Genomic DNA, 20,245 nt, shown 5'->3' on the forward strand with positions numbered 1-20,245 from the left:
GCCCGCAAGGTCCTGGGACTGGCCTCGGTGGCCGGGGACAGGGTCGACCACGCACTGCTCGCCGAGGTGGCCCAACGTTCCGGGATCGACGAGGACGACCTGGACGAGGCGCTGCGTCACGCGGTGGACGCCCAGGTCCTGCGGGCCACCGAGACCGGTTACCTGTTCCGGCACGCCCTGCTCGCCGAGGCGGTCAAGACCGATCTGCTACCGGGCCAGCGGGTCCGCGCCCACCGCCGCTACGCGGAGGTACTCGACACCGGTGTCCCAGGGTCGCCCCGGGCGGAGACCGTCGTCCGACTCGCGCACCACGCCTACGCCGCCCACGACCACCCGCGCGCCCTGACCGCGGCGTGGGAAGCGGCGCAGGGGGCCCTGGCCGCCACCGCGCACCCCGAACACCTCGAACTCCTCGAACGCGTGCTGGAGCTGTGGGAACTGGTACCCGACGCCGCCGAGCGGCTCGATCTGGATCGCAGCGCCCTGCTGCTGAGGGTGTGCCTGGCCGCCCAGGTCGCCGGTGACCTGCGACGTTCGGTCGACCACGCCACGGACGGGTTGGCCGAACTCGATTCCAGAGCCGAACCCGAAGCGGCGGCACGGCTGCTCGTGGCCCGGGCCCGGGCCTACAAGGACCTGGGGCGTACCGCCGCCCTGAACGACATGCGGGCCGCCGCCGAGTTGTTGCCGGAGGGGCACTTCGAACAGGCGTCGATCGGCGCCGCGACCGCCTCGGTCCTGATGCTCCAGGGGAGCCACGAAGAGGCGGAGAAGGTCGCCAGAGAAACGATCGACCTGGCCAGGAGGACCGGGGACAGGGGAAGTGAGGCCGACGCCCTGGTCACCTTGGGGGCACTGCTGGACACCACCGGCTTCGACGAGGCCGTGGGGATGCTTCGGGAAGGTATCCGCATCGCCCGCGAGACGGGCGAGGTCCAGGTCGAGTTGCGCGGGCTCGTCAACCTGGCCAACAACCTGGCGCTGCGCCTGGAACACGAGGAGGCCTTGGAGACCACGCAGCGGTCCCTGGGCCGATGTGTCGACCTGGGGATCCTGCGCAGCCAGGGTGGCAACTACGCCAACGGGGCCGCCATCTACCTGAGTTCCTTGGGTCGAACGGAGGAGGCCTGGCGGGTATTGAGGGCCCACCCCGTGGGTGAGGACCTCACCGCCGCGCGTCGACAGACCATCCAGGCCCAACTCCACTTGACACGGGGGAACTGGGACGCCGCCGGTCGGGCCCTGGACGAGTTCGCCAGGCTCCTCCCACGGGATCGGAGCTCGGCGATGGAGTACATGTCCCACTACTACGGTCGGCTGTGGTTGTTGATGGACGGGCCGGGGGACCGACTGGCCGAAGCCGCCCGCCTCGTTTTCGAGGGGGAGGCGGACATCGGGCTGATCGGGCAGGTCCGTATCAGCTTCTCGGGACTGTCGGCCTTGGCGGAACTGGTGGTCCGGCTCCGGAGCCGTGACGAGCCCGGGGACGTCGAGATCGCCGAGGAGCTCGCCGCGCTGCTCCGAAGGACACTGGATCGTGAGGACTGGCCCACCTCCCCGGCCGGCAGGCTCCATCGCCACATGGCGCTCGGGTGGCTCGCGGAGGATCCCACCGAGGCGTCGGCGCACTGGGAGCGGGCACTGCCCCTCGCCGAGAGGGCGGGGGTGGTCGCCCGGATCGGCACCTGGACCGGGGCTTTTCGGACCTTCCTCGCCCTGGACGACCGACAGCGGGCCTCAGGGATGTTGGACAGTGTCAGGCAACTGCGCGACCGGCTGGGCCCGGCGGTGGGCTACGGCGACGTGGCGGGAATGAGCGCGGCCCTCGCCGAGACCACGTCGGTCCCCGCCACGCCACCGGCCGGGTTGACCCCGCGTGAGGCCGAGGTCCTGGCCCAGGTCGCCAAGGGGCTGTCCAATCGGGAGGTGGGCGAGGCGCTGTTCATCTCCGCCAAGACGGTGAGCGTGCACGTCACCAACCTCATGGCCAAGCTCGGGGTGAACAACCGCACCGCCGCCGTCGCCAGGGCCCGCGAACTCGGCCTCGACTGATCTCGACCGACCCCGGTGGACCCTCGCCCGCCGTGTCCTACAGCGTGGGCAGGTACCGCTGGAGTTCGTACGGCGTGACCTGGCGGCGGTAGGAGTTCCACTCCGAGGTCTTGTTGCGCAGGAAGAAGTCGAACACGTGCTCGCCCAGCGTCTCGGCGACCAGCTCACTGTTCTCCATCAGACGCAGCGCCTCGTCCAGGCTCTGCGGCAGCGGACGGATGCCCACGGCCCGACGCTCGGCGTCGGTCAGCGCCCACACGTCGTCCTCGGCGCCCGGGGGCAGCTCGTACCCCTCCTCGATGCCCTTGAGCCCGGCTGCCAGGATCACCGCGTAGGCCAGGTAGGGGTTGGTGGCGCTGTCCAGCGAGCGGATCTCGATCCGGCTGGAGTTGGACTTGCCCGGCTTGTACATCGGTACCCGCACCAGCGCCGACCGGTTGTTGTGCCCCCAGCAGATGTAGGCGGGGGCCTCGCCGCCCATGCCGGCCGAGGCCGCAGGGTCGTCCCACAGGCGCTTGTAGGAGTTCACCCATTGGTTGGTGACGGCGGTGATCTCGTCGGCGTGCCGCAGCAGCCCCGCTATGAACCCGCGCCCCACCTTCGACAGTTGGTACTCGGCGCCCGGCTCGTAGAAGGCGTTGCGGTCGCCCTCGAACAGCGACAGGTGGGTGTGCATGCCCGACCCGGGGTACTGGGTGAAGGGCTTGGGCATGAACGTGGCGTACACACCCTGCTCCATCGCCACCTCCTTCATCACGAGCCGGAAGGTCATGATGTTGTCGGCGGTGGTCAGCGCGTCCGCGTAGCGCAGGTCGATCTCCTGCTGGCCGGGCCCGCCCTCGTGGTGGCTGTACTCCACGGAGATGCCCATGGCCTCCAGCATGTTGATGGCGTTGCGCCGGAAGTCGTGCGCGCTGTTGTGCGGGGTGTGGTCGAAGTAGCCGCCCGAGTCGTTCGGCTCGGGGAACTCCCCGTGCTCGGGGAACTTCTTCAGCAGGTAGAACTCGATCTCGGGGTGCGTGTAGAACGTGAACCCGAGGTCGGAGGCCTTGCTGAGCTGACGCTTGAGCACGTGCCGAGGGTCGGCGGGGGAGGGCGAGCCGTCGGGCATGAGGATGTCGCAGTACATGCGCGCGGTGCCGTGCGGTTCGTTGCGCCAGGGCAGGACCTGGAAGGTGGTGGGATCGGGTTGGGCGAGCATGTCGGCCTCGTAGACCCGGGCGAACCCCTCGATCGCCGAACCGTCGAACCCGATGCCCTCGGAGAAGGCCGCCTCCAGTTCGGCGGGTGCCACCGCCACGGACTTGAGGTACCCGAGCACGTCGGTGAACCACAGCCTCACGAACCGGATGTCGCGCTCCTCCAACGTGCGGAGCACGAATTCCTGCTGTCGATTCACAGTCAACCTTCCTCGAAGCCGGTCGGTCCCCGCCCCGGCCCGTCGGTCGCGGAGCCGAGCCGGACACGATGTCCCGGGACCCAGTGTGCCGTGCGGATATTTCCGGGGTATTTCCGCGCGCCTTCGGCGGTGCCCGGCCGGTCGTCCGCACACGCATTATGACCGCTCACGGAGGGGGTTCGGGCCACCCCCGGCCGCGAACATGCGGTCCGTCACCCGACCGGGTGAGGGACCCGCCCGCTGTCACCTCGCACCGGGGCGACGGCGGAACAGCGTGTAGTCGGCTCCGTTCTCGAAGGAGTTGCTCTCCACCCGTTCGAAGAGCGCCGGGTCGAAGGCGGCGCCCTCGAAGAAGGACTTGCCCGCCCCGGCCACGACCGGGTAGCGCTTGATCACGAGTTCGTCGATCTCCGGCAACAGGAGTCCGGCGATGGAGGGCCCGCCGACCGTGCAGATGCCCGGCTCGCCGTCCTCCGCCTTGAGTTCGCGCACGTGCCGGAGCGGATCGGTGGCCACCACGGTCACGTTCGGGTCGACGCCGTCGGCCAGGGTGCGGGAATAGACGTATTCGCGCATGTGCCCGTAGGGGCTGGTCAGCCCCTGGTCCAGGGCGATCTGGTAGGAACCTCGGCCCTGGAGCATGGTGTCGAAGTGCTTGTTGGGCACGTTCAGCCCGAGGTGGGCCCGTGCCACGGTGTTGAGCAGTTCCGGGTACTCGTTCACGTGGAACTCGCCGTTGTCCCCCAGCTCTCCGCTGCTGCCGTCGTCGTCGCCACCGGGGAAGAAGTCGAAGGAACCGTCGGGCGCGCAGACGTAGCCGTCCAGCGAGACCGCGACGAAGTAGGTGAGCTTTCGCATGTGTCTCCTCGTAGGGGTACCCCCGTGGCCTCATGACCACTATGGTTGAAGTACTTCAAGTAAAGTACTTCGAATGTAGTGGTTTGCCAAGAGGTTTTTCCGAGAACCTCGGAACAAGGGAGACAACCGTGGTCAGGAACCCGGAGCGGCGCGCCGCGCTACTGGACGCCGCCATCGAGACACTCGCCGAAGAGGGCGCGCGCGGGCTCACCTTCCGCGCCGTAGACACCCGGGCCGGCGTGCCCACCGGTACCGCCTCCAACTACTTCACCGACCGCGGTGACCTGCTCGCCCAGACCGGTGCCCGCACCTACGAGCGCTTCATGCCCGAACAGGCCGAGTGGGACAACGTGCTGGTCGGCGAGCGCGACCGAGCCAAACTCGCCGAGATCATGCGCGCCACGGTCAGGCGCCTGGCCGCAGACCCCCACGTCTACCTGGCGACCCTGGAGCTCCAACTGGAGGCCACCCGCCGACCGGGACTGCGCGCGGACATGACCGCTCGTGTCCGAGCCGACCTGGAGGCCAACGTCGCCTTCCATGAGAAGGCCGCGATGCCCGGCGGTCGCGACACCGTCCTCGTGCTCTATCTGGCGCTGAACCGGCTGGTCACCGAACACCTCACCCTGCCCGGGGTGCTCGCCCCCGAGGGTGACCTGGACGACCTGGTCACCCTGGTGGTCGACAACCTCGCCCTCGGCGACGGGAACTAGGCCAGCCCCAACCGCCGGGCGCGGGCACCGGCGGTGGCCCGGTTGGGCACGTCCAACTTGGTGAGGATGTTGGACACGTGCACGCTGGCGGTCTTGGGCGAGATGAACAGCCGCTCGGCGATCCGGGCGTTGGTGGCGCCCTCGGCGAGCAGTCGCAGAACCTCGCTCTCACGCGCGGTCAACCCCGCCGGCGCCGCCGGTGGGGCCGCCTGTTCGGTCACGCCGGTGCCGAGTCTGCGCGCCAGGCCCTCCGCGGCGCGGGCCAGTGGCACGGCCCCGCACCCGATCGCGGTCTCATGCACCTGCCGGACCCGGCGCACCGCCAGGTCACGGTCGCCGGCGGCCACCACCTCGGCCTCGCGCAGGCGGGCCCGGGCCAGGTGCAGCGGCATCGGGACGGCCTCCCACGCCACCACGGCGCCCTTCCACGGGTCGGTGGCGTCCTCTCCGTCGACCTCCGCCGCCAGGGCGGCGACGGAGGCCGCGTAGGCGGGCATGACCGAACCCGTGATCGAGGTTCGTGCGGCCAGATCGGCCACCTGGGACGAGACCTGCGGAGATGCTCCCTGCCTGGCCGCCTCGGCCATCACTTCCAGGAGCGGCCACGTGTAGCCGGCGCTCTCCTCCAAGGCCACTCGCTCCATGAGGGTGCGGGACAGGGCCAGGGCCTCCGCGACCTCCCCCTCGGCCAGTGCGGTCTCCAGGGCGGCCAGGGACCGTAGCTGCAGAAGGTTCATCCGATGCAGGCCCAGCAGGCTTCGATCGCCCAGGGGGCCGGCGGCCCGCCGGGCCGTGTCCAGGTCTCCCTGGACGAGCGCGATCCGGGCCAGCACCGTCTGGATGTAGTGCAGTTTGGAGCGGGTGGGGGAGGTGGCGGCGGCGCGTTCGGCCAGCTCGCGCGCCCGAGCCAGGTCCGCCATCTCGAACAGGATCTCGGTCTGGTTCTGGTGGTTGAACGCACGGTGGGCCGATGCCCACCCCATCCGTTCGTGACGCTCCAGGGAGTCCTCCAACACCCGGAGCCCTTCCGCGTGGTGGCCCAGTTCTCGCAGGTAGTGACCGAGGTTGGCGGTGCCACGCGCTTCGAGCATCGGGTTGGCCATCTGCTCGCTCTCCCGGACCATCTCCTCCATGAAGGGCCGACCTTGTTCCACGTCGCCCGCTTCCAGGAGCAGGTCGCTCAGGAGGATGCGAGCCTCCACCTCACCGCAGCGATCGGCCGTGTCGTCGCGACCGGCCACCTCGATGGCGCGTTCGGCGAGTGCGCGCGGGACGCTTCCCGATCGGGCCAACTCCTCCAGAAGACGTCGTTGCGGGGTGTCCGCACGGTCCTTGCGCAGCAGCACCATCTCACGGGCCAGAGCGGCCAACAGCTGCGCGTACCCCGGCATGTGCGGCGGGTGTGTTTCGAGCGCTCGCACCAGATCGAACAGGCCGTGGTCGCTCATGTCCGAAGAGCGCGCCTGGCCGCGCTTGCGCAACAACACGGCCCGTACCGTGCGCGTCTCGTCGTCGGTGGGCTCCTCGGGCAGTTCGGTCAGAGCCTCCTGCACCAGCTCCAACGCCCGCTTGTGTCGACCGGCGTCCAGCGCCGCCCCGGCCGCCCGGCTCACCACCTTGGCCCGGGTGTGCCCCTGGGCGCGTTCGGTGGCATCGGGTACCTGGTCCCACAAGCCCAGCACCCGTTCCAGCATGGCCAGTTCTTCGTCGAAGGCGAGCGTCTCACCGGCGCGGATCGCCGCCCACCAGGCGGCCTGCAACGCCCTGGGAAGGTCGTGCGCGGCCTGGTAGTGGTGTGCCTCCTCGGCGGCGCGTCGGTCGGCGGGGACCGTGTGGGGGTACTCGTCGATGAGTTGGGCGAAGCGCAGGTGCAGTCGGGCGTGCGGTCCGGGCAGGATCTCCCCGTGCACGGCGTCGCGCAGCAGCGCGTGCCGGAAGCGGTATCCGGTCTGCCCGGCGCGTAGCACGTTGGCGTCCACCAGGGTGTGCAGGGCGGCCTCCAACTCACGTTCGGGCAGCCCGGCCGCGTGGTACAGCATCTCGTGTTCGACGGTGACGCTCACCGCTCCCACCGCCGCCGCGCGCAGTACGGTCCACGTGGTGTCGTCGAACCGGCTCAGAGGTTCCAGCAGCAGGTCGCGGAAGTGGTCGGGCAGGTCGGGGTCCTCGTCGGTGGGACAGGTCTCGGCGGTGGCCAGGGCCTCCACGAACAGGGGCACCCCCTCGCTGCGTCGGTACAGCGAGTCCAGCTGGGTGGGGGTGAGGTCCTCGCCCCGGATCGCCCGGGTCTGGGCGGCCACCTCCTCGCGGGAGAGCGGCTCCAACTGGATCCGGCCCACCCCGGGCAGGCGTTCCAACTCGGGCAGCAGCCGCCGCAGCGGGTGCGCGCGGTGCAGGTCGTCGCTGCGGAAGGTGGCGACGATCTGGGTCCCGGGCCGATCCAGGTTGCGGACCAGGAAGACCAGCAGGTCACGCGTGGCGCCGTCGGCCCAGTGCAGGTCCTCCAGTACCACGGTGGCGCCCTCGTCCCCGGCCAACAGGGTGAACAGGCGCAGGAGCTGTTCGAAGAGGATGCCCCGGTTCTCCGGCCGCTCCTCGGGGACGGGGCCCAGCTCCGGCAGGAGTCGGGCGAACTCTCCTATCCCGCCGGGGGCGGCCTCCTCGAAGGGGGCCCGTCCGCACTCGCGCAGTACCTGGCGCAGCACCGCGGTGAAGGGGGCGTAGGAGAGCCCGTCGACACCCAGTTGCAGGCAGGCGCCGGTGAACACCGTTCCCGCCGGCCGGGTGGCGGTGAACTCGTTCACCAGGCGGGTCTTGCCCACCCCGGCGTCCCCGCCGACCAGGAACATCTCCGGCGTTCCGGAACGCACCCGGTCGGCCTGGTCGGTGAGAAGCCGGAGCTGGCCACGGCGACCGACGAAGACGGGGCTGGTATCGGAGAGCAGGGGCATACCGCTCATTATGCTCCGTGCCCGGGACATTTCTCCGCCCATTATTCGCCGCGGGCCCGTCGCTCCTCGCGGCGCCGGGCACGGGCCTCGGCCCGCAGCCGGCGGGCCTCTCGGGCCCGCTCGGCCTGCTGGAGGCGTTCGTCCCGCATGGCATGGGCGGTGACGGTGCGCAGGTCGTCGTAGGTCATGTCTTCCCCTGGGTGTCGTGAGGTGCCGGACGTGTTCGGCACATCTACGACGATGTCGCTAAGACACCCGCCGCCACATGGGGAGAACTCCCGCCTTCCACCGTGGGGACACGGCCCCGGTGCCCGCGCCGCTAAGACGGCCGGGGCACCGCCTAAGACCTTCAGGGGGAGTGGTCGGGCCGGGCTCTCAGGCCAGGCCCAGATCGCGGGCGCGGGCGCCGGCGGTGGCCCGGTTGGGCACGTCCAACTTGGCGAGGATGTTGGACACGTGCACGCCGGCGGTCTTGGGTGAGATGAACAGCGACTCGGCGATCCGGGCGTTGGTGGCGCCCTCGGCGAGCAGTCGCAGTACCTCCGTCTCTCGGGACGTCAACCTCGCGGCACCGGGCACGGGTGCGGCGGGTGCAACCGCAACGCCTCGGCCAGGTCGGCCTCCGCCCCCTCGGCCACACACTGCGTCCTGGCCTGCCCACGACAGAGCAACAGCAGCGAGCGCGGCGTCGGCCCGCACCCGGGCGAGGGAACGCCCCCCGACCGCCTCGGGAACCCGATGCCACAGGTCGAGCACCCGTTCCAGCACGGCCAGTTGCTCACCGTAGGCCAGGACCTCCTCGGCGCGCACCGCGTCGCTGTGTTCGTCCAGGTCGCGGGCGAAACGCAGGTGCAGTCTCGAACGCGCGCCCGGCAGCAGAGAGTCGTGGACCGCCCCGCGCAGCAGCGCGTTTCGGAAGCGATAGCCGTCCCCGCTGATCCGCAGGAGGCGGGTCCACGAGCCCTTGGAGGGCCTCCTCCGGGTCCTCCTCCGACAGGCCCGTCACCCGCAGCAGGGGTTCGTGTCCCACCTCCCCGGAGAGCGCACCGACCGAGGCGGCGCGCAGCACACGGGTCCATGATGCGGGCAACCGACGCACGGGCGCCGGCAACAGGTCTCGGAAGTGCTCGGGGACCGGAGAGGACGAATCGTCGTCACCGGCCAGTGCCTCCACGTACAGGGGGATGCCATCGCTGCGCCGGTACAACTCGTCCAGTCCCCGGGTGTCCAGTGCCGCCGGTGAGGGAGTGCGCCTGGCGCGCCACCTCCTCCCGGGTCAGCGGTGCCAGGTTCAGGCGGGTCACCTCGGGCAGGCGTTCCAACTCTGGTGGCAACAGGCGCAGCGGGTGGTGAACGGGGCGTAGGCCAGACCGTCCACGCCCAGTTCCAGACAGCCGCCCACGAACACGGTCCCGCCCGGCAGGGGCATGTCGGCCATTACGTCCCCACCGCGCAGGGGTCAGGTGCCGGTGGAACGGCGCGCCCGACGTTCGGCCCGGCGTTCGGCCCGGCGGGCCGAACGAAGTCGACGCCGGTCCCGCAGGACCTCTTCGCGCTGACGGTGCTCCAGCTCCTCCTTCTGCCCGGGGCGGTCGATGTAGTTCTGCAGGGTCTCGATCTGGAACATGCCGTTTCCCTCTGCTCGGCGGCGGTCGCTTCTCGGCCGCCCTGGGTCCTCACGATCGTTCTAAGAGGGCGCCCCGCACATCGGGAGAGATCCGGGTCCTGAGAACCCTCCGAACGGTGGGTGCGGAGGTCACGGAACTAAGAGGTCGATCGTGGACCTAAGCGGGCACTCCGGGCAGTGGGAAGGAGGTGTGGCGCACCGGAGGCGTGTCACGCCACGTAACTGCACGATCACTAGTAGTTGTCTTGGGGTGTCACACAGTGAGAAACAGTGAGACCGGGGGGATGCGGGATGGCACCGACCGTTTTCGAGGGTGTTCGTGGACAAGGTGGGACGAGAGGGGCCGGGCGTGCGGTGGTCGGCGCGGTCGCGGGGGTCGCCGCCGCGGCGCTGTTGACCGCCCCGGCCTCCGCCGATGGTGAGGGGGAGGCCGGGGCCGACGCGGCGCTCGTCGGGCTGGCCCTGTCCGGGGCGCCCGAGCCGCCGCCTGCGGGCGAGGAGTTCGTCTACCGGGCGACGATCGCCAACGACGGCAAGGGGGAGGTGGAGGGCGGTCTGCTCGCCCAGCACGTGCCCGAACCCCTGGAGGTGGTCGAGGTCGGTCAGGGCGGGGTGCTGGAGGAGGGCGTCGCCAACTGGCGGGTCGACGTCCCGGCGGGTGGAGAGTCCGAGTTCACCGTGCGGGTCCGGCTGCCGGAGGGGATGTCGGAGGAGGCGCGTGTGGTGAGCACGGCGTGCCTGCTGCTGGAACGGGACGACGAACCCTCGGCCTGCGCCAGTGACACGCTCCTGGTCGCCGAGCCCACGGCGCTTTCCAAGGTGGGGGCGGCGATCGACCGTGAGGCGGTGGTGCGCGCGGTGGGGGTGGGGGCCTTGATGCTGATGGTCTGGCTGCTGTGGCGACAGTGGCGCCGATGGGGAACCCCGCGGCACGGCTGAGTGTTGACTTCACCGAGCCGGTGGTCCGATTGTTACGTCAGGGTGTCATGAAGGCGTGATCGAGAACTACGTCGCGTAGTAGTCTGTCGGCATGGACTTTCTCTACTCCGCGCTCGTCTTCTTGCACATGATCGGCCTGGCCGGCATCATCGCCGGCTTCCTGATGCAGCTGATGACCGACAACGTCAAGGCCACCAAGGTCCTGCTGCACAGCTCCCTGCTCCAGTTCGTCACCGGGCTGCTCCTGGTCGGGATCGCCGAGATGGCCGACCTCGGCGACATCGACCACATGAAGATCGGCGTCAAGCTCGTCATCTCCCTGGCCGTGGTGGTGGTCGGTGTCCTCAACCTCCGCAAGCCCGCCAAGAACCTGGCGATCATCGCCGGTGTGCTCGCCATCGTCAACATCGGTGTGGCGGTCTTCTGGTAGACGCGTGGGGCGCGGAGCGCCCGTGACCCCGCCCGTAAGGGGTCGTTCCGCCGGTGGCGGGTCGGAGTGCGCCGACCCGCCACCGGCTTTTTCGTGCCCGCTCTCGGTTCGCGCTGACGCTGCTTTTCAGAAAACTTGCAACGACTTTCATCGAGGTCAGTGGCGGGAAGTTGTTCATGGCCAGGAAACCCCCGGTTCACAAGGGCAAGACCGCGTGTTACCTTCATCACTCCTACGCAAACTCTTGCAGAATATGCAAGAGATTGGTGGTGGGGCAGCGTGGCCCCATTGCGGAACCTCCCCCAAGGAGCGCACATGAGAACACCCCGACTCGGCGCCCTCGCAGGTGCCGTGGTGCTGGGAGCCGGCCTGCTAGCGGTTTCCGGTCCCGCGATCTCCCAGGAAGTACCCGAGGCGGCCCCCGTCTCCGACGTGACCCCGGCCGCCGAGAGCACGGGCGACACCATCGTCCACCTGTTCCAGTGGAACTGGGACTCCGTCGCCGCCGAATGCGCCGACTTCCTCGGCCCCAACGGCTATGGCGGCGTGCAGGTCTCCCCGCCCCAGGAACACGTCGTCGTCCCCTCCTCCGAGGGCGGCGAATACCCCTGGTGGCAGGACTACCAGCCGGTCTCCTACAGCATCGAGAACACCCGGCGCGGCACCGCCGAGGAGTTCGAGAACATGGTCGACACCTGTGCCGACAACGGCGTCCGCATCTACGTCGACGCCGTCATCAACCACATGACCGGCCCAAGTGAGGCCGACCTGCCCGGCAGCGCGGGCACCGAGTGGGAACAGTACGAGTACCCCGACCTGTTCGGCGACGGCGAGGCCTCCTACTCCTACGACGACTTCGGTCCCTGCTACGACACCATCGAGAACTGGGACGACAAGGACGAGGTGCAGAACTGCCAGCTCCTCGACCTGGCCGACCTGGACACGGGCTCGGATCACGTACGCGCCCAGATCGTGCGTTACCTCAACGGCCTGGTCGACATGGGCGTCGGGGGCTTCCGCGTGGACGCCTCCAAGCACGTCCCCGAGGAGGACATGGGCGCCATCATCGGCTCCCTGAACGAGGTGCCCGGCTTCGGCGGTGCCCCGCACGTCTACCACGAGGTCATCGGCGACGCGACGGTCCCCTACACCGCCTACACGCCCTACGGGCAGGTCACCAACTTCGACTACCAGCGGGACATCGCGAGCAGCTTCGCCGACGGTGACATCGCGAACCTGACCTCGATGCCCGACCACGGCGGACTCACCTCCGACGAGGCCGTGGTCTTCATCGACAACCACGACACCCAGCGGTACGAGCCCGCCCTGACCTACGTGGACGGCGACCGCTACTACCTCGCGACCGCCTTCATGCTCGCCCATCCCTACGGCACCCCCGTGGTGATGTCGAGCTACGACTTCCAGGGCAACGAGGCCGAGGGCCCGCCCAGCGTCGGCGAGGTCGACGGCGACCCCGCCGGTCGGATCACCGCGGACAGTGACTGCGCCTCGGGCGAGTGGATCTGCGAGCACCGTAACGAGACCGTCGGCGGCATGGTCGCCTTCCGCAACGCTGTGGAGGGCGCCGAACTGGTCGAACGCGCCGAGGACGGTTCCTCGCGGGTGGCCTTCGACCGCGGGGACGTCGGTTTCGCCGCCTTCAACGCCTCCGGTGAGAGCTGGTCGCTGACCGCCGCCACCTCCCTGCCCGACGGTGAGTACGACAACGTCGCCGGTTCCGGCGGAGCCACGGTCTCCGGTGGAGAGGTCACCGCGACCGTCCCGGCCGAAGGCGCCCTGGCGCTGCACATGGGCGGCGAGTGCGTGCAGGACTGCGACGGCGGTGACCCGGGTGACCCCGACGAACCCGGTGACCCGGACACCATCACCGCCACGGTCGAGACCGAACCCGGCCAGGAGGTCCACGTCATCGGCTCCACCCCCGAGCTCGGCTCCTGGGAGCCGGCCGACGGTGTGGCGCTGAGCACCGACGCCGACACCTACCCCCGATGGACCGGCACCGTCACCATCGAAGCCGACACCGAGTGGAAGCTCGTCAAGGTCGGCCCCGACGGAAGCGCCGAATGGGAACCCGGAGACAACCGGGTCGGGCCGTCCACCAGCGTCAGCTGGGGACAGACCTGATCCGATGACCCACTAGGATGGGCCGCTCACTCCCGGCCCGGCACCCCACGCGCACTCTCCTCCGCGCGTGGGGTGCCCCTTCTCACGCACTCGACCCGCGGACGCGTCCGACAAGGGCGCGGGGCAGGTGCCGCCGGGTTCCACGGTGGGTTCGTGGTGCCCGATCCCGTTGTCGTGGGTCCGACACGGCCCGAACCTCCAACCGCGCAGGGCGAACCGATAGGCCGCGTCGGTGGGGCCCGACGTCCACGGCCCGGGGCCCCGTAACGGCATCGACGTTTCAGTCGTCGTAGAAGACCCGTTCCATGACCGCGCGGGCCCGGCGGGTCGCGCGCAGGTACGCCTCGGTCAACTGCTCGGCGGGGCCCACCGTCTCGGAGTCCTCGTCCTCGTCCTCGGTCCGATACCCCATGGCCTCGGCCAGGGCCGCCCGCACCCGCAGGTCGGAGGGGAGCGAGTCGCCGCCTCGGCCGCGCTCCAACATCACCATGCCGCGCACCCGGGAGGCCGACCGCCAGGCCTCCTCCAACACCACGCCGTCGTCGGCGGCCAGCAACCCGTGCGCCACGGCCACGCGCAGCGCCTCCAGGGTCCCGTTCACACGCAGGTCCGGGTATTCGTGGGCGTGCCGCAACTGGATCAGCTGGACCACCCACTCCACGTCCGACAGGCCGCCCCTCCCCAGCTTCGTGTGCAGTGTCGGGTCGGCCCCGCGCGGCAACCGTTCGGCCTCCATCCGCGCCTTGAGCTTGCGGATCTCCAACACCGAGGCCGAGTCGATCCCACCCGGCGGGTAGCGCAGCGGGTCGATCAGGGCGATGAAGGCCGAGCGCAGCCCGTGGTCGCCGGCGATCGGCCGGGCCCGCAGCAACGCCTGGCTCTCCCACACCTGCGACCAGCGCCCGTAGTAGGCCGCGTAGGAGTCCAGGGTGCGCACCACCGGTCCGCTCCTACCCTCCGGGCGCAGATCGGTGTCCACCTTCAACGGTGGTTCCGCCTGCGGCAGCTCCAACAACCGGGCCAGTTCCCGAACGATCGCCAACGCCTGTCGGGTGGCCGCCCCGGTCTCCACCCCCGGCATCGGGTCGTGCACGTACATCACGTCGGCGTCGCTGGCGTAGGTCAGCTCACCACCGCCGAACCGGCCCATCGCGATCACGCACACCCGGGTGAGCTCCTCGCCGCCGGAGTCGGCCACCACCTTGGTGTAGGCGGCGCGCAGCGCGGCGTCGATGGTGACCGCGGAGATGTCGGTCAGCGCGCCGCCGACCTCCTCCACCGACGACACCTCCAACAGGTCCGCCGAAGCCGTGCGCAGCAGCTCCCGACGGCGCAGCGCGCGCACCGCCGAGACCGCCTCCTCCGGGGTGTCGTACCGGCGCAGCGCCGCGTCCGCCTCCGCCATGAGCGTCTCGATCCGACGGCGCCGCAGGTGGGCGTCGTCGGCCAGCGTCGCCACCGACTCGGGGGCGCGCAGCAGCAGTTCGGTCACGTAACGACTGGTGCCCAGCAGCCACGCCATCCGCTCGGCCACCCGCACGTCGTCGCGCAGCAGTCGCAGGTACCACGGTGTGGTGCCGAGCGCGTCGCTGACCTGCCGAAACCCCAGCAGGCCCGCGTCCGGGTCGGGGGAGTCGGCGAACCAGCCCAACATCACCGGAAGCAACGTGCGCTGGATGGACGCCCGCCGGGACAGACCCGACGTCAACGACTCCAGATGCCGTAGCGACCCGCGCGGATCGGCGAAACCCAGTGCGCCCAACCGGTCGATCGCCTGTTCGGGAGACAGGCGCGCCTCCTCGTCGGGCAACTTGGCGACCGCGTTCAACAGCGGTCGGTAGAACAGCTTCTCGTGCAGGCGCCGTACCTCCGCCGACACCCGCTTGCGCGCCCCGGTCAGCTCCCGCACCGGGTCCGCGACGAACCCCAGCGCCCGACCCAACCGGCGCAACTGCGCGGGACCTTCCTGGGTCTTCGGGTCGGGCACCAGGTGGGTGCGTCGCAACCGCTCCAACTGCAGCAGGTGCTCCATCCGGCGCAGGAACCGGTAGGCGTCGGTGAGCCCCACCGCGTCCTTGCGTCCCACGTACCCGAACTCCGACAGCGCGGTGAGCGCCCGGAGGGTGTTGCCCGAACGCAGTCGGTCGTCGGTACGGCCGTGCACCAGCTGCAACAACTGCACGGAGAACTCGATGTCGCGCAGACCGCCCGGGCCCAGCTTCAGCTCACGGTCGGTCTCACCGGTGGGGATGTGCGCCACCACCCGGCGGCGCATCGCCTGCACGTCCTCGACGAAGTCCTTGCGGCCGGCGGCCTCCCACACCATCGGCGCGATCGCCTCGGTGTAGGCGCGGCCCAGCGCCACGTCGCCGGCGATGGGGCGGGCCTTGAGCAGCGCCTGGAACTCCCAGGTCTTGGCCCACCGTTCGTAGTAGGCCACGTGACCGGACAGCGAGCGCACCAGGGAGCCGTTCCTGCCCTCGGGTCGAAGCGCGGGGTCGACCTCCCACAGGGTGCCCTCGGTGTCGGTCTCCGACGGGATCCGCATCATCACCGTCGCCAGCCGGGTGGCCGCGCGCAACGCCTCCTGCTCGTCGGTGTCCCCGACGGGCTCCGCCACGAACACCACGTCCACGTCGCTGACGTAGTTGAGTTCACGACCACCGCACTTGCCCATGCCGATCACGGCCAACCGGCACATCCCGGCGTCCTCGGGCGACTCGGCCCGCGCCACCGCGAGCGCCGCCTCCAACAGGGACGCGGCAAGGTCGGACAGCTCCGCGGCGACCTCCTCCACCGAGTTCGCCTCGGTCAGGTCGCGTCCGGCCAGACGCAGCAGTCGGCGACGGTAGGTCACCCGGACGACGTGCCGCAGCGCCGTCCACGGATCCTCGTCCATGCCCTCGACCACCGCCGGGTCGGCGACGGGTGCCGGGTCGTCGGGTCGGGCACCCACGGTGTGCAACAGCCCCCTGCGCAGCTCCTCCGGTCGCGGGGTGCGCGCGGCGTCGGCGCCCCGCAGCTCGCGCCAGTCCTCGGGGTAGCGCACGAGGTGGTCGGTCAGCGCGGTGCTGGCCCCCAGGATCCGGCACAGCCGTGCTCGCAGGTCCGGCTCCTGCCGCAGGGCGAGCAGCACGTCGTCGGGGTCGGGGGAGACCTCCAACACCCGGAGCAGACCCAACAGGGCCTGGTCGGGGTCGGCCGCCGCCGCGAGGGCGGTGAGGACCTCGGTGTCGGCCCGGGCGTCCAGCCCGGCCTGTTCCACCAACCTCAGGGCCTTGGGGCTGTCGCTGAAACCACGCCGGGCCAGCGCTCCTACTGTCATGTCGGTTCTTCCGTCCCTAGCCACGCATCAACCTTGACGTCCTCCCTGGGACGAACCCCGGGGATCCCCACAACCCCGCGACTGTAGGCGCGGTGCGCCTCGCGGAGTCCGCTGGTTCCTGCTTCGGTCGTGATGGGTCCTGCACGCCTCACACATCCATTCCCGCAAGTGCGACGGTTCGGGTCCGTCCACGACCCGGCACACGCGGCGGGTTCGCGAGGACGGCGGCCGGCGGGTCACCTTCACGAAGGTGCGCCCGTGTGCCTGGTGGCTTCGTACCGGAGCATATGCAGGAACGCGGAAAAGCCGGCGTCGTGCTGCACCTTTACCGGGCCGTCCGGGTGCTGTCACGGAGCCGTCGATCCCCGTCCAGGTCCCGCAACGCCTGCTGGAGCAGGACCGAGTACACCTCACTCGACCATGCTCGTTGCGGGGTGTTCCTCGTTTGGGAGATCAGTGTCCCGGACGACTCGGCGTTCTCGGGTGGCCGCCGACGGATAACATGCCCCGGTCACCTCTGAACCCAAGGAGCGCACATGTCCGTTCTGGACGTCGAGATCGCCGCCCTCACCGGGGGCCCGGCCGGCTTGGACCGGTACGAGGACCAGGCGGTGCTGGTCGTCAACGTCGCCTCCCGGTGCGGACTGACCCCGCAGTACGCGACTCTGGAGAAGCTCCAGCGGGACTACGCCGATCGGGGCTTCACCGTCCTGGGCGTGCCGTGCAACCAGTTCATGGGTCAGGAGCCCGGCACCCACGAGGAGATCGCCACCTTCTGCTCCACCACCTACGGCACCACCTTCCCCATGACGGAGAAGGTCGACGTCAACGGCGAGGAGCGCCACCCGCTGTACGCCGCCCTGGTGGGGACGGCCGACGCCGAGGGCCACACCGGCGACGTGCGCTGGAACTTCGAGAAGTTCCTCGTCGCCCCGGGCGGCACCGTCGCGGCGCGCTTCGGCCCCCGGGTCGAACCGGACTCCGACGAGGTCACCAAGGCCATCGAGTCCGTCCTGCCGAACTGATCGACCGCGGACCCCGAATGAGGGAGGCCATCGGCGACATCGCCGATGGCCTCCCTCATTCCCGGAGTCTCTCCAGGGCCACGACCTAGATGTCGTAGTACAGTTCGAACTCGCGCGGGTGCGGGCGCAGACGCAGGGAGTCGATCTCCTCGGTGCGCTTGAAGTCGATGTAGGTCTCGATCAGGTCCTTGGTGAAGACGCCGCCCTCGAGCAGGAACTCGTGGTCGGCCTCCAAGGCCTCCAGCGCCGCGTCCAGGGACGCGGGGACCGTCGCGATGCTCTCGGCCTCGGCCGGGGGCAGCTCGTACAGGTCCTTGTCGAGCGGCTCCGGCGGCTCGATCTTGTTCTTGACGCCGTCCAGGCCCGCCATGAGCATGGCGGAGAAGGCCAGGTAGGGGTTGGCCGACGGGTCCGGCACACGGAACTCGATGCGCTTGGCCTTGGGGTTGGCTCCGGTGAGCGGCAGGCGGATGCAGGCCGAACGGTTGCGCTGGCTGTAGACCAGGTTGATCGGGGCCTCGTAACCCGGGACCAGTCGGTGGAAGGAGTTCACCGTCGGGTTGGTGAAGGCCAGCAGCGCCGACGCGTGCTTGAGCAGACCACCGATGTAGTGGCGAGCCGTGTCGGAGAGCTGACCGTAGCCGGACTCGTCGAAGAACAGCGGCTCGCCGTCCTTCCACAGGCTCTGGTGACAGTGCATGCCGGAGCCGTTGTCACCGAAGAGCGGCTTGGGCATGAAGGTCGCCGTCTTGCCCGCGGCGTTGGCGACGTTCTTCACGATGTACTTGTACAGCTGCACGTTGTCGGCGTGCTTGAGCAGGGTGCCGAATCGGATGCCGATCTCGGCCTGGCCGGCGGTGCCGACCTCGTGGTGCTGGAGTTCGACCTCGATACCGGACTTGATGAGCGTCTTCACCATGTCCGAGCGCAGGTCGCTGTAGTGGTCGACCGGCTCGACGGGGAAGTAGCCGCCCTTGAAGCGCGGACGGTACCCGCGGTTGCCGCCCTCGATGGCGGAGCCGGTGTTCCAGGCGCCCTCGATGGAGTCGATCTCGTAGTAGCCGGTGTTCGCGCTCGTCTGGAACTTGACGTCGTCGAAGATGTAGAACTCGGCCTCGGCACCGAAGAAGGCGGTGTCGGCGACCCCGCTGCCGCGCAGGTAGGCCTCGGCCTTGCGGGCGACGTTGCGCGGGTCCCGGCTGTAGGACTCCAGCGTGAGCGGGTCGTGGACGAAGAACGTCATGTTCAGCGTCTTGTGCTTGCGGAACGGGTCCAGCACGCCGGTGCTCAGGTCCGGCAGCAACAGCATGTCGGACTCGTGGATGGCCTGGAAACCACGGATAGAGGAACCGTCGAACATCTGGCCGTCGGTGAAGGTGGACTCGTCCACGTTCTCGGTCGGGAGGGTCACGTGGTTCACGCCCCCGAACAGGTCCGTGAAACGGACATCGAGGAATGCGACGTCCTCGTCTCGAATGAAGGCGAGGACCTCATCGGCGCTGCTGAACAAAACGGAACCTCCGTGCAGGTGGCTGAGACGGCGGGTCGGTGGGGCCGCTCCATCGCGGGACCCGTCGACCACACGCCGTCTCCCGGCTTCGTTCTCGAAGCTAGGAGTGCGTGATTTCCACGCCATGTCTCGATTGTTTCTTGCATGTTACGGAGCGAGATGATCGCGTGGACGACCCCCAAAGGGCGGTGATTCCGCCTGTTTCAAGGGCGAATCGGCTCGTCGGCGCGCTTTGTGGGGTGAGCGGTCCCACCCCGGTCCGCGGCCGGCGTCACACCACCCGGGCCCACCCGGGTACGAGCGTCCGTGACGTGCCTATACCGTGAAAACCATGAGTGACGAGAGCCGGTCCACCGCCGACCCCGACGACGACTTCCGCTACCGGGGGAACCGGCTCGGGTTGCCCGAGGAGGGCCCCGGATCGGTACCGGGCGTGGTCCGTCGGCTCGTCGGACTGGCCCTGGACTGGGCCGTGGCGAGCCTCCTCGTCTGGGGAGCGATCAACATGGGGCTGATCGGCCGGGAACTCGCGGCCGCCGCAGCGACCGGTGGAGACCAGGAGGCCCTCGCCCTGACCAACTTCACCACCCTGTCCACCCTGGTGGTGTTCGCCGCGATGAGCATCCTGCTGCTGACCCTGTTCGGTACAACGATCGGGCGGCGGATCGTCGGCGTCGGGATCACGGCCACGGGAGAGCGTTCCTGGCCCTGGTTCGTGTCCATGACCGTGCGGACACTGCTGTTGTGCCTGGTGATTCCGGCCGTGGTCTACGACCGTGACACACGTGGTCTACACGACCGGGCCGCGGGCACCATCGCGACCCGTTACTGAACCTTCACAGGAGGCGTCGAACCGACTCCGGGCGGGGTCGGGGCGCCCTTCGAGCTGCTGTTACCATCCCTGAACAGCTTTTCCCGGGGCCGCGACCCTTCTGGCCGCCCTGACCCCGCCCCCTCCAAGGTCTTCTTCGCATCCGAAGGTTCGCATGGCTGGAAAACGTTCCGCCCCTCATCCGTCAGGTGCCCTGGGCGCCACAAGAATGTCCGGGGGACAGTGGATCGCCTGTGTCGTCACGGCGTTGACCATCGTCGCGAGCCTGGGCGGTTACGGCTGGTACCAGGGGTTGATCGGCAACATCACCACCACCCAGGTGGACACCGACGAGTGGGACCGGCCCACCAGCGTCGAGGGGGTCATGAACCTCCTCATCATCGGGTCCGACGTCCGCTCGGGTGAGAACGCCGACTACGGCGAGGCCGAGGGCGAGCGC

Annotated in this window: 16 protein-coding genes and 1 pseudogene; 8 read left to right on the plus strand and 9 right to left on the minus strand. The window is 69.6% G+C overall.

Annotated elements, in window-relative coordinates; genetic code table 11:
* Window positions 1-2,052 (plus strand): helix-turn-helix transcriptional regulator (locus tag K8V84_RS01320; protein ID WP_304069371.1); only part of this gene is annotated, 2,052 nt, incomplete at its 5' end.
* 37 nt (window positions 2,053-2,089) lie between these two features.
* On the opposite strand, the gene K8V84_RS01325 is transcribed toward K8V84_RS01320, so the two are convergent.
* Entirely contained in the window at window positions 2,090-3,451 is a 1,362-nt protein-coding gene (locus K8V84_RS01325) for a glutamine synthetase family protein (RefSeq protein WP_304069372.1), read from the minus strand.
* Between the two features lie 243 nt (window positions 3,452-3,694).
* The gene (locus K8V84_RS01330) at window positions 3,695-4,309 is read right to left on the minus strand and encodes a dihydrofolate reductase family protein (protein WP_304069373.1); all 615 of its coding nucleotides are present in this window, start codon (window positions 4,307-4,309) and stop codon (window positions 3,695-3,697) included.
* A 128-nt stretch (window positions 4,310-4,437) separates the two neighbouring features.
* On the opposite strand from K8V84_RS01330, the gene K8V84_RS01335 reads away from it, so the two are divergent.
* A complete protein-coding gene (locus K8V84_RS01335) occupies window positions 4,438-5,022 on the plus strand; it encodes a TetR/AcrR family transcriptional regulator (protein WP_304069374.1) in 585 nt (194 codons plus the stop codon).
* Here the strand turns inward: K8V84_RS01335 and K8V84_RS01340 are convergent.
* The 5 genes from K8V84_RS01340 to K8V84_RS01360 all read right to left on the minus strand — a co-directional run bounded on the left by K8V84_RS01340 (window position 5,019) and on the right by K8V84_RS01360 (window position 9,600).
* Window positions 5,019-7,982 (minus strand): LuxR family transcriptional regulator, encoded by a 2,964-nt coding sequence (locus K8V84_RS01340; protein ID WP_304069375.1) that lies wholly within the window; start codon window positions 7,980-7,982, stop codon window positions 5,019-5,021. The two genes, K8V84_RS01335 and K8V84_RS01340, sit on opposite strands and share 4 nt — an antisense overlap.
* A gap of 32 nt (window positions 7,983-8,014) precedes the next feature.
* Complete coding sequence (locus K8V84_RS01345) at window positions 8,015-8,161, minus strand: hypothetical protein (protein ID WP_304069376.1); 147 nt, start codon at window positions 8,159-8,161, stop codon at window positions 8,015-8,017.
* Between the two features lie 187 nt (window positions 8,162-8,348).
* Window positions 8,349-8,783: a LuxR C-terminal-related transcriptional regulator gene (locus K8V84_RS01350; protein ID WP_304069377.1), complete on the minus strand. Its 435-nt coding sequence runs from the start codon at window positions 8,781-8,783 to the stop codon at window positions 8,349-8,351.
* A gap of 490 nt (window positions 8,784-9,273) precedes the next feature.
* Window positions 9,274-9,411, minus strand: coding sequence for a hypothetical protein (locus K8V84_RS01355; protein WP_304069378.1), 138 nt, complete (start codon window positions 9,409-9,411; stop codon window positions 9,274-9,276).
* Between the two features lie 21 nt (window positions 9,412-9,432).
* Entirely contained in the window at window positions 9,433-9,600 is a 168-nt protein-coding gene (locus K8V84_RS01360; RefSeq protein WP_304069379.1) for a hypothetical protein, read from the minus strand.
* 291 nt (window positions 9,601-9,891) lie between these two features.
* Between K8V84_RS01360 and K8V84_RS01365 the strand changes: the two genes are divergently transcribed.
* The 3 genes from K8V84_RS01365 (at window position 9,892) to K8V84_RS01375 (ending at window position 13,114) form a co-directional block, all read left to right on the plus strand.
* Complete coding sequence (locus K8V84_RS01365; protein ID WP_304069380.1) at window positions 9,892-10,539, plus strand: hypothetical protein; 648 nt, start codon at window positions 9,892-9,894, stop codon at window positions 10,537-10,539.
* A gap of 91 nt (window positions 10,540-10,630) precedes the next feature.
* The gene (locus K8V84_RS01370) at window positions 10,631-10,969 is read left to right on the plus strand and encodes a hypothetical protein (RefSeq protein WP_304069382.1); all 339 of its coding nucleotides are present in this window, start codon (window positions 10,631-10,633) and stop codon (window positions 10,967-10,969) included.
* Window positions 10,970-11,284: 315 nt separating this feature from the next.
* On the plus strand, window positions 11,285-13,114 hold the full coding sequence (locus K8V84_RS01375) for a carbohydrate-binding module family 20 domain-containing protein (protein WP_304069383.1): 1,830 nt from the start codon (window positions 11,285-11,287) through the stop codon (window positions 13,112-13,114).
* A 280-nt stretch (window positions 13,115-13,394) separates the two neighbouring features.
* Here K8V84_RS01375 and K8V84_RS01380 read toward each other — a convergent pair whose 3' ends face one another.
* Window positions 13,395-16,439 carry a bifunctional [glutamine synthetase] adenylyltransferase/[glutamine synthetase]-adenylyl-L-tyrosine phosphorylase gene (locus tag K8V84_RS01380; protein ID WP_304069385.1) on the minus strand — a complete coding sequence of 1,015 codons (3,045 nt, stop codon included), beginning with the start codon at window positions 16,437-16,439 and terminating at the stop codon, window positions 13,395-13,397.
* 536 nt (window positions 16,440-16,975) lie between these two features.
* Here K8V84_RS01380 and K8V84_RS01385 point away from each other — a divergent pair.
* The gene (locus K8V84_RS01385) at window positions 16,976-17,464 is read left to right on the plus strand and encodes a glutathione peroxidase (RefSeq protein ID WP_304069387.1); all 489 of its coding nucleotides are present in this window, start codon (window positions 16,976-16,978) and stop codon (window positions 17,462-17,464) included.
* An 85-nt stretch (window positions 17,465-17,549) separates the two neighbouring features.
* Here K8V84_RS01385 and glnA read toward each other — a convergent pair whose 3' ends face one another.
* Window positions 17,550-18,974 carry a type I glutamate--ammonia ligase gene (gene glnA, locus K8V84_RS01390; RefSeq protein ID WP_304069390.1) on the minus strand — a complete coding sequence of 475 codons (1,425 nt, stop codon included), beginning with the start codon at window positions 18,972-18,974 and terminating at the stop codon, window positions 17,550-17,552.
* Between the two features lie 331 nt (window positions 18,975-19,305).
* On the opposite strand from glnA, the gene K8V84_RS01395 reads away from it, so the two are divergent.
* Window positions 19,306-19,806: an RDD family protein gene (locus tag K8V84_RS01395; RefSeq protein WP_304069392.1), complete on the plus strand. Its 501-nt coding sequence runs from the start codon at window positions 19,306-19,308 to the stop codon at window positions 19,804-19,806.
* Window positions 19,807-19,960: 154 nt separating this feature from the next.
* Window positions 19,961-20,245: pseudogene (locus tag K8V84_RS01400) on the plus strand (LytR family transcriptional regulator); the annotation flags it as partial.

This window comes from Nocardiopsis listeri, assembly GCF_020741345.1.
Lineage (GTDB): Bacteria > Actinomycetota > Actinomycetes > Streptosporangiales > Streptosporangiaceae > Nocardiopsis > Nocardiopsis listeri_A.

Excerpts from the sequence above, each read along its gene's own strand:
- K8V84_RS01330 (WP_304069373.1), bottom strand. The coding sequence starts at position 4,309 with ATGCGAAAGCTCACCTACTTCGTCGCGGTCTCGCTGGACGGCTACGTC.
- K8V84_RS01340 (WP_304069375.1), bottom strand. The coding sequence starts at position 7,982 with ATGAGCGGTATGCCCCTGCTCTCCGATACCAGCCCCGTCTTCGTCGGT.
- K8V84_RS01345 (WP_304069376.1), bottom strand. The coding sequence starts at position 8,161 with ATGACCTACGACGACCTGCGCACCGTCACCGCCCATGCCATGCGGGAC.
- K8V84_RS01355 (WP_304069378.1), bottom strand. The coding sequence starts at position 9,411 with ATGGCCGACATGCCCCTGCCGGGCGGGACCGTGTTCGTGGGCGGCTGT.
- K8V84_RS01360 (WP_304069379.1), bottom strand. The coding sequence starts at position 9,600 with ATGTTCCAGATCGAGACCCTGCAGAACTACATCGACCGCCCCGGGCAG.
- K8V84_RS01365 (WP_304069380.1), top strand. The coding sequence starts at position 9,892 with ATGGCACCGACCGTTTTCGAGGGTGTTCGTGGACAAGGTGGGACGAGA.
- K8V84_RS01370 (WP_304069382.1), top strand. The coding sequence starts at position 10,631 with ATGGACTTTCTCTACTCCGCGCTCGTCTTCTTGCACATGATCGGCCTG.
- K8V84_RS01375 (WP_304069383.1), top strand. The coding sequence starts at position 11,285 with ATGAGAACACCCCGACTCGGCGCCCTCGCAGGTGCCGTGGTGCTGGGA.
- K8V84_RS01380 (WP_304069385.1), bottom strand. The coding sequence starts at position 16,439 with ATGACAGTAGGAGCGCTGGCCCGGCGTGGTTTCAGCGACAGCCCCAAG.
- K8V84_RS01385 (WP_304069387.1), top strand. The coding sequence starts at position 16,976 with ATGTCCGTTCTGGACGTCGAGATCGCCGCCCTCACCGGGGGCCCGGCC.
- K8V84_RS01395 (WP_304069392.1), top strand. The coding sequence starts at position 19,306 with ATGAGTGACGAGAGCCGGTCCACCGCCGACCCCGACGACGACTTCCGC.